The following is a 12833-nucleotide window of genomic DNA, read 5'->3' as shown; positions in this document are numbered from 1 at the left end:
TCCTCTCACATCAGGGAGTCGCTCTGCAGGTCACGCGCAATTGCGCATGACCTGTATTGGAGGCGACTTTAAATTAGTGCGCCGCCCACTCGATCTTGGAGATGTCGACGCCGTCTTTGAACATGTCCCACAGCGGCGAAAGGGTGCGCAGCCGGGTAACCGCCTCGCAAACCTTATGCGCGGCATAATCGATTTCTTCTTCGGTGCTGAACCGGCCGAAGGTGAAACGAATCGAGCTGTGTGCCAGCTCATCGTTGCGACCCAGGGCACGCAGCACGTACGAAGGCTCAAGCGAGGCCGAGGTACAGGCCGAACCGGACGATACCGCCAGATCCTTGAGCGCCATGATCAGCGACTCGCCTTCGACATAGTTGAAGCTCAGGTTCAGGTTGTGCGGTACGCGGGCAGTCAGGCTGCCGTTGACGTACAGCTCTTCCAGATTTTCGACCTGCTTGAAGAAACGATCGCTGAGTGCCTTGATGCGCACGTTTTCAGCAGCCATTTCTTCCTTGGCGATACGGAATGCTTCGCCCATGCCGACGATCTGATGGGTCGCCAGGGTGCCGGAACGCATGCCACGCTCATGACCGCCGCCGTGCATGGTCGCTTCCAGGCGAACACGTGGCTTGCGGCTGACGTAGAGCGCGCCGATGCCTTTAGGGCCGTAGGTCTTGTGCGCAGAGAACGACATCAGGTCAACCTTGAGGCTGGCCAGATCGATTTCAACCTTGCCGGTCGACTGCGCGCCATCGACGTGGAACAGCACACCGCGCGAACGGGTCAGTTCACCGATCGCGGCAATATCGTTGATCGTGCCGATCTCGTTGTTCACATGCATGATCGAAACCAGAATAGTGTCGTCGCGCAGTGCCGCTTCAATCATGGCAGGCGTGATCAGACCGTCTTCACCGGGCTCGATGTAGGTCACTTCGAAACCTTCGCGTTCCAGCTGGCGAGTGGTGTCGAGGACAGCCTTGTGTTCAACCTTGGAGGTGATCAGGTGCTTGCCTTTGCTGGCATAGAAATGCGCAACACCCTTGATAGCCAGGTTGTTGGATTCGGTAGCACCCGAGGTCCAGACGATTTCGCGCGGATCGGCGTTGACCAGATCAGCGACCTGACGACGGGCGTTCTCGACCGCTTCTTCGGCTTTCCAGCCAAAGACGTGGGAGCGCGAGGCCGGGTTGCCGAAGTTTCCTTCGACGGTCAGGCAATCGATCATTTTCTGCGCCACGCGCGGATCGACCGGGGTCGTCGCGGAGTAGTCGAGGTAAATTGGCAATTTCATTGAAGCTCTCCTATCAGGCAGGCGCACCGCTCATTCATCTGCGTTCATTCGACGGCGGACGTTTCGATCTTACCCAGTTGCGACATGTGATTATGACCACGGCGCATATCCTGGCGCTGAGCGACTTCTTGTACCTCACGGCGAGTGACAAGATCCGCCAAGCTGATACCGCTTAGAAATTCGTGAATCTGCTGGCTCAGGTCGCACCACAAGTGATGGGTCAGGCAGGTATCGCCGGCGTGGCAATCGCCCAGACCCTGACACCGCGTAGCATCGACCGATTCATTGACTGCATCGACAACCTGAGCAACCTGGATGCCTTTCATGTCGCGCGACAGCTGGTAACCACCACCCGGACCACGAACACTGGAAACCAGATTGCCGCGACGCAGCTTGGCGAACAGCTGCTCGAGGTAGGACAGGGAAATACCCTGCCGCTCGGAGATGTCGGCCAGAGACACTGGCCCGTTCTGCGCATGCAACGCCAGGTCAAGCATGGCTGTTACAGCGTATCGGCCTTTAGTAGTCAGTCGCATGGCGTATACCGCAGAGGTTCGGAATGAGAGCGAGTATGCTATTCCCGAGTAAAAGAGTCAACTATTAGACCAAGTAAAACAGTCGGGATTAGCGAAAAGTGCGGGCTGCATCATAGCAAAGGTGCGGCGTAATGGCACGCACCTTGCCCGTCGTGAGCGCTAGCCGACCTTGCCTTCCTGGCAGTCCTTGACGCAGTCGAAAACCTCGTCGCGCAACTCCGGCAGCTCCTTGGCGCGGTAATCGCTGCCAAGCCTGCCGAGCGCATCGCACATGCCTTCAAGACGGCCGTCGACAGCCTGCAAATGGTCAAGCAGCTGGCCAATGGCGCGCGCGACCGGATCAGGCATATCTGCACTGACACCGTACGCGTCGAAGCCGAGCTTCTCGGCCATGGCTTTGCGCCTGGCCTCAACCTCGTCGTCCGACTTGACGATGATCCGCCCCGGGATGCCCACTGCGGTTGCGCCCGCAGGCACAGCCTTGGTGACCACTGCGTTGGAGCCAATCTTGGCGCCGGCGCCGACAGTGAACGGCCCAAGTACCTTGGCACCCGCCCCGACCACCACACCGTCTTCCAGCGTCGGATGGCGCTTGCCGGCATTCCAACTGGTGCCGCCCAGGGTCACACCCTGATAGAGGGTGACGTCATTGCCGATCTCGGCGGTCTCGCCAATCACGATGCCCATGCCGTGGTCGATAAAAAAGCGGCGACCGATGCGCGCACCCGGATGGATCTCGATACCGGTCATCCAGCGGCCGAAGTTCGAGACTACCCGCGCTGGCCATTTCCAGCCGTTGCGCCACAGAATGTGGGCGAAGCGGTGCAGCCAGATCGCGTGCATCCCCGGATAGCAGGTCAGGACTTCAAAGGCGTTGCGCGCTGCGGGATCGCGGTGGAACACGCTTTGAATGTCTTCTCGCAGACGCTCGAACATCACTGATCCTTTCGCTTGTAGGGTTCACCGCGTGCGGCTTTCTGGGTTTCGGTGAGCACACCGCGCAGGATACTCAGCTCGGAACGTTCGACTTCGCTACGCCCGTACAGTCTGCGCAGCCGGGCCATCAGATGCCGCGGCTTTTCCGGATCAAGAAAGCCGATAGCCACAAGCGTGGCCTCAAGATGGGTGTAGAAACCTTCCATTTCGTCCATCGTCGCCAGCTCGGCATTGTGCGCCGAGGCGGGCTTGGAAGCCTCGCCCTGCTCCGCCGCAGCCAGCCAGGCCACGCGCACCTCATAACTGAGCACCTGTACGGCAGCCGCCAGATTGAGCGAACTGAACACAGGGTCAGACGGGATGTGCACATGGAAGTGGCAGCGCTGCAGCTCTTCGTTGGTCAAGCCCGCGTGCTCACGACCGAACACCAGCGCCACCTCGGCGCCCTCACCGGCCTGCTCGATGACTTTTTCACCCGAGGCGCGCGGATCCAGCATGGGCCACGGCAGGCTTCGATCCCGCGCGCTGGTGCCCAGCACCAGACGGCAGCCGACCAGCGCTTCTTCGAGGGTCGCCACCACCTGCGCGCCCTCGAGGATGTCGGTAGCGCCGGACGCACGCGCATCGGCATCGGGCGAAGGGAAGATCCGCGGATCGACCAGCACCAGACGCGAAAGCCCCATGTTTTTCATGGCGCGAGCCGCCCCGCCGATATTTCCGGGATGGGTAGTGCCGACCAGGACAACACGAATGTTCTGCAACAAAGCGAACGCTCACTGACACGAATTAGGGGGGCAAATCTTACAGAAACGGCTCGGCTAACGCTATGAAGCTGTGCGGACCGCAACCGCAGAAGCGACCGCGCCGGACGCAAAAAAACACACACGAACCCGACAACCGTAACAACGCAAGGCTGGAAATAATTCGAATCAGCCCATAGAATGCCCGGCTCTCTTTAACAACCTTAGGTGAATTATCCATGCAGCCCATGCTGAATATCGCGCTGCGCGCCGCCCGCAGCGCCAGCGAATTGATTTTCCGCTCCATCGAGCGCCTGGATACCATCAAGGTTGACGAAAAAGAAGCCAAAGACTACGTCACAGAGATCGACCGCGCTGCCGAGCAAAGCATCATCACCGCTCTGCGCAAGGCCTACCCGACTCACGGCATTCTCGGCGAAGAAAGCGGCCTGCACGAAGGCAGCGGCGAAGGCACCGACTACCTGTGGATCATCGATCCACTGGACGGCACCACCAACTTCGTTCGCGGCATCCCGCACTTTGCTGTCAGCATCGCCTGCAAATACCGCGGCCGCCTCGAGCACGCCGTGGTTCTCGATCCGGTCCGCCAGGAAGAATTCACCGCCAGCCGTGGTCGTGGCGCAGCCCTGAACGGTCGCCGCCTGCGCGTCAGCCAGCGCAAGAGCCTGGAAGGCGCCCTGCTCGGCACCGGCTTCCCGTTTCGTGACAACCAGATGGACAACATCGAGAACTACCTGGGTATGTTCCGCAGCCTGGTAGGCCAGACCGCCGGCATCCGCCGCGCAGGCGCTGCCAGCCTCGACCTGGCTTATGTTGCTGCTGGTCGCTTCGATGCGTTCTGGGAGTCAGGCCTGTCCGAGTGGGACATGGCTGCGGGCGCCCTGCTCATTCAGGAAGCAGGCGGCCTGGTCAGCGACTTCACCGGCGGTCACGACTTCCTCGAGAAAGGCCACATCGTTGCCGGCAATACCAAGTGCTTCAAGGCGGTTCTGACCGCGATCGCACCGCACCTGCCAGCTTCGCTCAAGCGTTAAGCGGCAGGCATAAAAAAACCGGCGCAAGCCGGTTTTTTTTATGTCTTGTGAAACTCAGCGACTGGCGTTATTGCGCCTGACCCAGTATCAGCTGACCGTTCTTGTCGACCGGAATCTGGCTACCCGGATCACGCTCCATACGAACCTGACCGACCTTCTCATTCAACTTGTATTTGACGTTGTAGCCCACAACCTTGTCGCTCACATCGTTGACCGTCGTGCAGCGGTTCTGCGTAGTGGTGTAGGTGTCACGCTCCTGCATGCCTTCCTGAACCTTGTTACCGGCATACCCACCGCCGAGCGCGCCCGCGACCGTGGCGATTTTCTTGCCATTACCACCGCCGACCTGATTGCCGAGCAAACCACCGGCAACCGCGCCAATCACGCTACCGACGATCTGATGCTGGTCCTTGACCGGCGCCTGACGGGTAACGGTTACGTCCTTGCAAACTTCACGGGGGGTTTTGATCTGCTGGTTGATCGGCTCTACCGCCAATACATCCGCATACTCAGGACCACCCTTGACCAAGCTATAGGTGGCAACGGCGCCGCCAGCAGTCACGACAGCAGCACCTAACACAGCACCAACAAGCATAGACTTGTTCACTTGAACCTCCTGACCAATCGAAACGCAGCATGGCTGCGCAATGCCTAGCCTTGGAGCATAAAAAAAGGCGCGAGTTCAGCACTCGCGCCTTTTTTATGATGGCCGGATCTACGGCAGGTCGTCAGCCTTCTCGACGACCACTGGAGGAATCAGGTCCTCGGTGGTCAGGTTCAGCCAGATCAGCACCACGTTGGCGATGTAGATGGACGAGTAGGTACCCGCCAGCACACCGATGAACAACGCGATGGAGAAGCCTTCCAGGCTGTCGCCGCCAAATGCCCACAATGCCACGATCGCCAGCAGGGTCGAAACCGAGGTGGCAATGGTGCGCAGCAGTGTCTGGGTGGTGGAGATGTTGATGTTCTCGATCAGCGAAGCCTTGCGCAGCAGGCGGAAGTTTTCGCGTACCCGGTCGAAGACCACGATGGTGTCGTTCAGCGAGTAACCGATGATCGCCAGCACCGCCGCCAGCACCGTCAGGTCGAAGGTGATCTGGAAGAACGACAGGATACCCATCGTCACCACCACGTCGTGGATCAGCGAGATGATCGCCCCGACGGCGAATTTCCACTGGAAGCGGAATGCCAGGTAGATCAGAACACCGCCCAGCGCCATCAGCATGCCGAGGCCGCCCTGATCGCGCAGCTCTTCACCCACCTGCGGGCCGACGAATTCGACACGCTTGACCACTGCCGGGTTATCGGCACCGGCCTTGCGCAGCGCCTCGGCAACCTGAGTGCCCAGTTGCGGGTCTTCACCCGGCATGCGCACCAGCAAGTCAGTGGTGGCGCCGAAGCTCTGTACAACGGCTTCGTGATAGCCCGCCGAAACCAGCTCCTGACGGACCTTGCCCAGGTCGGCGGGACGTTCGTAGGTCAGCTCGATGAGCGTACCGCCGGTGAAGTCCAGACCAAAGTTGAGCCCTTTATGGAACCAGCTGAACAACGCCAGTGCGGTAAGGAGCATCGTGATGGCGAACGCAACATTGCGAACGCCCATGAAGTTGATGGTACGTAACATGGCAGCCCCTTAAATCCACAACTTCTTGAAGTCACGACCGCCGTAGATCAGGTTGACCATAGCGCGGGTCACCATGATGGCCGTGAACATCGAGGTAAAGATCCCGAGCGACATGGTCACCGCAAACCCTTTGACCGGGCCGGTGCCCATTGCAAAGAGGATGCCGCCGACCAGCAGCGTCGTCAGGTTGGCGTCGAGGATCGCCGTGTAGGCACGATCGAAACCTTCGTTGATAGCACGCTGGACCGTCATGCCGTTGGCGATCTCCTCACGAATCCGCGAGAAGATCAGCACGTTGGCGTCCACCGCCATACCCATGGTCAACACGATACCGGCGATACCCGGCAGGGTCAGCGTTGCCCCCAGCAAGGACATCAAGGCCAGCAGCATGACCATGTTCAGGGCCAGTGCGACAGTCGCGATCAGACCGAAGAAACGGTAGATCGCCATGATGAAGATCGAGACGAACAGCATGCCCCACAGGGAAGCGTCGATACCCTTGGTGATGTTGTCGGCACCCAGGCTAGGACCAATGGTGCGCTCTTCGGCGAAGTACATCGGTGCCGCCAGACCACCGGCACGCAACAGCAGCGCCAGCTCGGAAGATTCACCCTGACCGTTCAGACCGGTAATCCGGAACTGACTGCCCAGTGGCGACTGGATGGTCGCCAGGCTGATGATTTTCTTGTCTTCCTTGAAGGTCTGCACCGGCACGTCTTTCTCGACACCGTCGACCATCTGCTTGGTGTAGGTGGTGGTCGGACGCTGTTCGATGAAGATCACCGCCATGCTGCGTCCCACATTGCTGCGGGTTGCACGGCTCATCAGTTCGCCACCATGACCATCGAGGTTGATGTTCACCTGTGGACGACCATGCTCGTCGAAGCTGGCCTTGGCGTCAGTCACCTGATCACCGGTAATGATCAGACCACGCTCCACCGCCGCTGCCGGACGACCGCCTTCGCGGAATTCGAACATCTCGGTGGTGCCTTTCGAATCATCCGGGCCTGCACCCAGACGGAATTCGAGGTTGGCGGTCTTGCCCAGAATACGCTTGGCTTCGGCCGTATCCTGCACACCCGGCAACTCGACCACGATGCGGTTGGCACCCTGGCGCTGAACCAACGGCTCGGCAACGCCCAGCTCGTTGACCCGGTTACGGACGGTGGTCAGGTTCTGCTTGATCGAGTATTCACGAATCTCGGCCAGCTTGGCCGGCGTCAGCGCCATGCGCAGTACAGGGATACCGTTCAGCTCGGCAGGCGTGATTTCGAAATCGGTAAAGCTCTTGCGCACCAGTGCACGAGCCTGCTCGCGCTCTGCATCGTCGGTGAAGCCCAGCTGAATCACATTGCCCAGCTGCGGCAGGCTGCGATAACGCACCTTTTCCTTGCGCAACAGGGATTTGACTTCGCCTTCGTAGACTTTCAGACGTGCATCGATCGCCTTGTCCATGTCGACTTCCAGCAGGAAGTGCACACCGCCGGACAGGTCGAGACCGAGCTTCATCGGGCTTGCACCCAGGTTACGCAACCAGGTCGGCGTGGTACGCGCCAGGTTCAGTGCAACGACATAGTCGTCACCCAACGCCTTGCGCACGACATCCTTGGCTGGCAACTGGTCTTCCTGCTTGCTCAGACGCAACAAACCGCCCTTGCCATTCTCGGCCAGAGAAGAAGCCTTGACCGAGATGCCGGCATCGGCAAGCGCCTTGGCTGCACGATCCACGTCCGCCTGATTGACTTGCAGCGCAGTGCTTGCGCCGCTGATCTGGATGGCAGAATCATCAGGGTAGAGATTGGGTGCGGAATAAATAAAACCGACCACCAGCACCGCCAGGATCAGTACGTATTTCCACAGAGGGTATTTGTTCAGCATCACGCCGCCCGCTTAAAACGCGGGGCGCCTTGCGCGCCCCGTCGATGGGTAAAAAGTTGTTGCTCAGATCGCTTTCAGGGTGCCTTTAGGCAGAGTGGCCGCGATGGCGCCTTTCTGGATTTTCAGCTCAACGGTGTCAGACACTTCGATAACCACGAAGTCATCGGTCACTTTGTTGATCTTGCCCGCGATACCGCCACTGGTGATAACTTCGTCGCCTTTCTGCAGGTTACCCAGCAGGTTTTTCTGCTCTTTGGCACGCTTGGCCTGTGGACGCCAGATCATCAGGTAGAAGATGACCAGGAAGCCGACCAGGAAAATCCACTCGAAACCACTGCCCGCAGGACCGGCAGCCGGTGCAGCAGCATCCGCAAAAGCGGGAGAGATGAAAAAGCTCATTTGTCGCTCCAGTTACATAATTAGTATAAAAAGCAGGAAAAACTCGTTCTGTTTCAGCCCAGAGGCGGCGTTGGGAGGCCGCGTTTGGCATAGAAGGCATCGACGAAGGCGGCCAATGTACCCTGTTGAATAGCCTCGCGCAAACCAGCCATAAGCAGCTGGTAGTGCCGCAAATTGTGGATTGTATTGAGCATGCTCCCCAGCATTTCCCCGCACTTGTCCAGGTGATGCAGATAAGCGCGCGAGAAGTTCTGGCAGGTGTAGCAATCGCAGGTCGGATCCAGCGGCGAATTGTCGTGACGATGGAACGCGTTACGGATTTTCAATACACCGGTATCGGTGAACAGATGGCCGTTGCGAGCGTTACGGGTCGGCATCACGCAGTCGAACATGTCGACGCCACGGCGCACACCTTCGACCAGATCTTCCGGCTTGCCTACACCCATCAGGTAACGAGGTTTGTCTGCCGGCATGAGGCCTGGCAGGTAGTCCAGCACCTTGATCATCTCGTGCTTGGGCTCGCCCACCGACAGACCGCCAATCGCCAAGCCGTCGAAACCGATTTCGTCCAGGCCTTCCAGCGAGCGCTTGCGCAGGTTCTCGTGCATGCCGCCCTGAACGATGCCGAACAGCGCGGCGGTGTTTTCGCCGTGGGCGATCTTGGAACGCTTGGCCCAGCGCAGCGACAGCTCCATCGAGACACGCGCCACATCTTCGTCGGCCGGGTACGGCGTGCATTCGTCGAAGATCATCACCACGTCCGAACCCAGATCACGCTGGACCTGCATCGACTCTTCCGGCCCCATGAACACCTTGGCACCATCGACCGGCGAGGCAAACGTCACGCCCTCTTCCTTGATCTTGCGCATGGCGCCCAGGCTGAACACCTGAAAACCGCCGGAGTCGGTCAGAATCGGCCCCTTCCACTGCATGAAATCGTGCAGGTCGCCGTGGCCCTTGATGACTTCGGTCCCCGGACGCAGCCACAGGTGAAACGTATTGCCCAGAATCATCTGCGCGCCGGTCGCCTCGATATCACGGGGCAGCATGCCCTTGACCGTGCCATAGGTGCCCACCGGCATGAACGCCGGGGTTTCCACCACACCACGCGGAAAGGTCAGCCGACCGCGACGGGCCTTGCCATCGGTGGCCAACAACTCGAAAGACATACGACAGGTGCGACTCATGCGTGATCCTCTGGTGCCGATTCCTGTGGGGCCGTCGGCGCGGGATTGCGGGTGATGAACATCGCATCACCGTAACTGAAGAAGCGGTAGCCGTGCTCGATGGCCGCCGCGTAGGCCGCCATCGTCTCGGGATAACCGGCGAACGCCGAAACCAGCATCAACAGCGTGGATTCAGGCAAATGGAAATTGGTCACCAGGGCATCGACCACGTGAAACGGCCGGCCTGGATAGATGAAGATGTCGGTATCGCCACTGAACGGCTTCAGTTCGCCATCACGCGCGGCACTCTCCAGCGAGCGCACGCTGGTGGTCCCGACGGCAATCACCCGCCCGCCCCGTGCACGGCACGCGGCGACGGCGTCGACCACGTCCTGGCCAACTTCCAGCCATTCGCTGTGCATGTGATGATCTTCGATCTGCTCGACGCGCACCGGCTGGAACGTCCCTGCGCCGACATGCAGAGTGACGAACGCGGTTTCCACGCCCTTGGCAGCAATCGCCTCGAGCAGCGGCTGATCGAAATGCAGGCCGGCAGTCGGCGCAGCCACCGCACCGGCACGCTGCGCGTAAACGGTCTGATAGCGCTCGCGATCCGCACCTTCATCCGGACGGTCTATATAAGGAGGCAACGGCATGTGGCCGACACGCTCCAGCAACGGCAGCACCTCTTCGGCGAAACGCAGCTCGAACAGCGCATCATGCCGCGCCACCATCTCGGCCTCGCCACCGCCATCGATCAGAATCGACGAGCCAGGCTTGGGCGACTTGCTCGATCGCACATGCGCCAGCACACGATGGCTGTCCAGCACGCGCTCGACCAGAATCTCCAGCTTGCCGCCGGAGGCTTTCTGCCCGAACAGGCGTGCAGGAATGACCCGGGTATTGTTGAACACCATCAAGTCGCCCGGGCGCAAATGCTCGAGCAAATCGGTGAATTGACGATGTGCCAGCGCGCCCGTCGGCCCATCGAGGGTCAACAGACGACTGCTGCGACGCTCGGCCAGTGGATGGCGAGCAATCAGGGAATCGGGGAGTTCGAAGGTAAAGTCAGCGACGCGCATGATCGGGTTCGTTTAGCAGGGCCGGGAAGTTTATCCGGTTTGACGGCATTAGTAAAAAACCTGCGTAAATCCCTGTTGACCAACAGAAAACTCATCCTTATACTTCGCCGCCATTGAGCCCTGATGGCGGAATTGGTAGACGCGGCGGATTCAAAATCCGTTTTCGAAAGAAGTGGGAGTTCGATTCTCCCTCGGGGCACCACCTTAAAAAAAGACCTTGAATTTCAAGGTCTTTTTTTTCGTCTGGTGGAAAGTGTCTTGTTGTCGTTTACCGCATGCATCTCCTGAAAAAAATCTGCCTGGCTCAATCTCTAAAAACGCCTTTCTCTGTCAGGGCAGGCTGCCTGAAACATGAAACAGATTCACGGCAAGCCTGTGTTCGAGCAAGGGACGGATACGCCTGAGAATGGCCCCTCAGATCCGTCGTCCTGGGCCCGCGACTTTTGGGATGTTCAGCAATTCATACTCATTCCAGTCTGAACGCCGGGTTGTCGGGATTGTATCCGGCGCTCTTGAAAGCATTGCGCAGCTTCTTCTCCAGTGACGACCTGCTGGTGTCTGCCAGTGCCGACTCGATTATGCTGGCGCGCGACATTCCGTGGCTTGTCCTGTCCTGCGGTGTACGCTCGGCGTAACACAGCCCCTTGCCCATGGATTGCATTCCAGCTGGCGTATGATTGATAAACGCATCGTCAGGGAGCAGTGCCTGAAGCTCTTTTACAAGTGTCTGCGCAGCGGAAAAATCTCCGCTTACATAGAAAACCGCTGCATCTGTAATCGTGCCAATCTTTGCAGGACCTGCCACTTTGGCAGTAATGATATCGTGACGCTCAGCGGTCAACCTTACCGCTGCGTCGACCATGGCCTTCTGGAATTGAGGTTTGACATTTATCGTCAGGCGCGCCTTGACAGCCTCATCCGGAAATTGCGTGCCCGAACGTTCGATCTTGTAGAACTCGTCCGCTGCTTTGGGGTTGTTCATCATGAACACTTTTGTGTCATGTTTTAGCTGCAACCCGCGCACGCCATCCAGAAACTGCGGCCAAATACTGATACCGTCCTTACCGTTCAGCTTATACATATGCGCCAGACACGCCCGGTGCTCAGTGCGTGGCAGCAGTTCTACACGCGGGAGTTCTTTTGCGTAGATCTGATAAAGAGCACTGGTACTTGTGCTGCCATTGGCTTTCGCCTTTTCGGCCCATTGCAAAATACTGCTGTTTACCAAGCGGCCATTGGGCAGCCTGCTGTTCTGGACGGACGTGGCGGCCGAACTGCCTTGCCCCTCTTCGATGTTGAATTGCATACGGCCCAGATGGGTCTGCCCCTGGCGTATAAGACGGGGAACGGAAGAGCCGCGCTTGTCATTCAGTACCTGCGCAATTTGATCGGACTGACTGCCGGAACTCCCACTTAACCCTGCTTTTTTGAAAAACTTGCTCATCGCCATCTGTTTGTCAGAACGCTGGACAGTCAGGTCGTTATTGGCAGCCGCGCGAATGTCGTAGCATTTGCCACCCACTTCTATTTGACCGTGTGCTTTGAGCTCCTGTACATCCACCTCTGAATGTCTAAGTGCTTCGACGTTAGAGAAACGCGTTTGTATCGGGTTCATGACTCATCCTCTTTCAATGCGCGTCGCGCCACGTTTTTATCCACTCTACAAGTTCAGCGATCGCCTGCTTGAGCGTCACCACACTCACATTTTCTCTGGGAATTGCCTTAAAGCCGATATACAGCTCGCTGCCTGCATGCCACCCCAACCCGGGGCCATCATTGAACAGAGGGTTAAGTGCGCCACTCAACAAACGCTGCAAGGGAAGATCGGGGGAAATGTCCATCAGTCCGATCAGCAACAGACGCTGGAATACGGGGTCCACGACCACTTTCAGCGCAATCTCTTCATCGACCAACACGTCGCAAGCGCCTGTGTCGTCGAACATCAAAGGTTGCATCGTCAAAGACGTTGATAAGTCGGCAAGAACAGTTTTGTATAATCGGTCAGTCATTAATACACCTCGGTGCCCTGAACACTGTACGAATGGACGAGGTCGATAAATCACTTCCCCAGGCGGGGTATTAATCATCGAAGTCTGCAAAACAACGCATTCTCGGAACAGGATGGA

At 58.5% G+C, this 12833-nt stretch carries 13 protein-coding genes and 1 tRNA gene; 2 read left to right on the top strand and 12 right to left on the bottom strand.

Annotation, left to right across the window (positions count from 1 at the left end):
* Window positions 1-73: 73 nt before the first annotated feature.
* From KBY02_RS11655 to trmJ, 4 genes are all read right to left on the bottom strand, one after another.
* Entirely contained in the window at window positions 74-1288 is a 1215-nt protein-coding gene (locus KBY02_RS11655) for an IscS subfamily cysteine desulfurase (RefSeq protein WP_058399004.1), read from the bottom strand.
* Window positions 1289-1332: 44 nt separating this feature from the next.
* Entirely contained in the window at window positions 1333-1824 is a 492-nt protein-coding gene (iscR, locus tag KBY02_RS11650; protein WP_002552474.1) for a Fe-S cluster assembly transcriptional regulator IscR, read from the bottom strand.
* Between the two features lie 159 nt (window positions 1825-1983).
* Window positions 1984-2760: a serine O-acetyltransferase gene (gene cysE / locus KBY02_RS11645; RefSeq protein ID WP_003365098.1), complete on the bottom strand. Its 777-nt coding sequence runs from the start codon at window positions 2758-2760 to the stop codon at window positions 1984-1986.
* Entirely contained in the window at window positions 2760-3524 is a 765-nt protein-coding gene (gene trmJ, locus KBY02_RS11640; RefSeq protein WP_024642821.1) for a tRNA (cytosine(32)/uridine(32)-2'-O)-methyltransferase TrmJ, read from the bottom strand. The genes cysE and trmJ overlap by 1 nt, the downstream gene beginning before the upstream one ends.
* Window positions 3525-3739: 215 nt before the next feature.
* Here trmJ and suhB point away from each other — a divergent pair, with 215 nt between their 5' ends.
* Window positions 3740-4555, top strand: coding sequence for an inositol-phosphate phosphatase (gene suhB, locus KBY02_RS11635; RefSeq protein WP_003314166.1), 816 nt, complete (start codon window positions 3740-3742; stop codon window positions 4553-4555).
* Between the two features lie 67 nt (window positions 4556-4622).
* Here the strand turns inward: suhB and KBY02_RS11630 are convergent, their stop codons facing one another.
* The 6 genes from KBY02_RS11630 to queA form a co-directional block, all read right to left on the bottom strand.
* Window positions 4623-5162: a glycine zipper 2TM domain-containing protein gene (locus KBY02_RS11630; protein WP_003421912.1), complete on the bottom strand. Its 540-nt coding sequence runs from the start codon at window positions 5160-5162 to the stop codon at window positions 4623-4625.
* A 108-nt stretch (window positions 5163-5270) separates the two neighbouring features.
* Window positions 5271-6182, bottom strand: a complete 912-nt coding sequence (secF, locus tag KBY02_RS11625) for a protein translocase subunit SecF (protein WP_004666079.1) — start codon at window positions 6180-6182, stop codon at window positions 5271-5273.
* Window positions 6183-6191: 9 nt separating this feature from the next.
* Entirely contained in the window at window positions 6192-8060 is a 1869-nt protein-coding gene (secD, locus tag KBY02_RS11620) for a protein translocase subunit SecD (protein WP_225650388.1), read from the bottom strand.
* 63 nt (window positions 8061-8123) lie between these two features.
* A complete protein-coding gene (gene yajC, locus KBY02_RS11615) occupies window positions 8124-8459 on the bottom strand; it encodes a preprotein translocase subunit YajC (RefSeq protein WP_225650382.1) in 336 nt (111 codons plus the stop codon).
* 53 nt (window positions 8460-8512) lie between these two features.
* Window positions 8513-9628: a tRNA guanosine(34) transglycosylase Tgt gene (gene tgt / locus KBY02_RS11610; RefSeq protein ID WP_004406509.1), complete on the bottom strand. Its 1116-nt coding sequence runs from the start codon at window positions 9626-9628 to the stop codon at window positions 8513-8515.
* A 14-nt stretch (window positions 9629-9642) separates the two neighbouring features.
* Complete coding sequence (gene queA, locus KBY02_RS11605; protein WP_004418793.1) at window positions 9643-10707, bottom strand: tRNA preQ1(34) S-adenosylmethionine ribosyltransferase-isomerase QueA; 1065 nt, start codon at window positions 10705-10707, stop codon at window positions 9643-9645.
* A gap of 117 nt (window positions 10708-10824) precedes the next feature.
* Here queA and KBY02_RS11600 point away from each other — a divergent pair.
* A tRNA-Leu gene (locus tag KBY02_RS11600) sits at window positions 10825-10909 on the top strand.
* 264 nt (window positions 10910-11173) lie between these two features.
* Here the strand turns inward: KBY02_RS11600 and KBY02_RS11595 are convergent.
* Window positions 11174-12322, bottom strand: coding sequence for a T3SS effector HopA1 family protein (locus KBY02_RS11595; RefSeq protein ID WP_032656368.1), 1149 nt, complete (start codon window positions 12320-12322; stop codon window positions 11174-11176).
* 13 nt (window positions 12323-12335) lie between these two features.
* Window positions 12336-12716, bottom strand: coding sequence for a type III secretion system chaperone (locus KBY02_RS11590; protein ID WP_032656364.1), 381 nt, complete (start codon window positions 12714-12716; stop codon window positions 12336-12338).
* Window positions 12717-12833: the final 117 nt, after the last annotated feature.

Source organism: Pseudomonas sp. P129 (genome assembly GCF_020312195.1).
In the GTDB taxonomy this organism is placed as follows: domain Bacteria; phylum Pseudomonadota; class Gammaproteobacteria; order Pseudomonadales; family Pseudomonadaceae; genus Aquipseudomonas; species Aquipseudomonas fragariae.
Note: the sequence above shows the minus strand (reverse complement) of the source record. Positions and strands in the feature narration are given on the sequence as shown.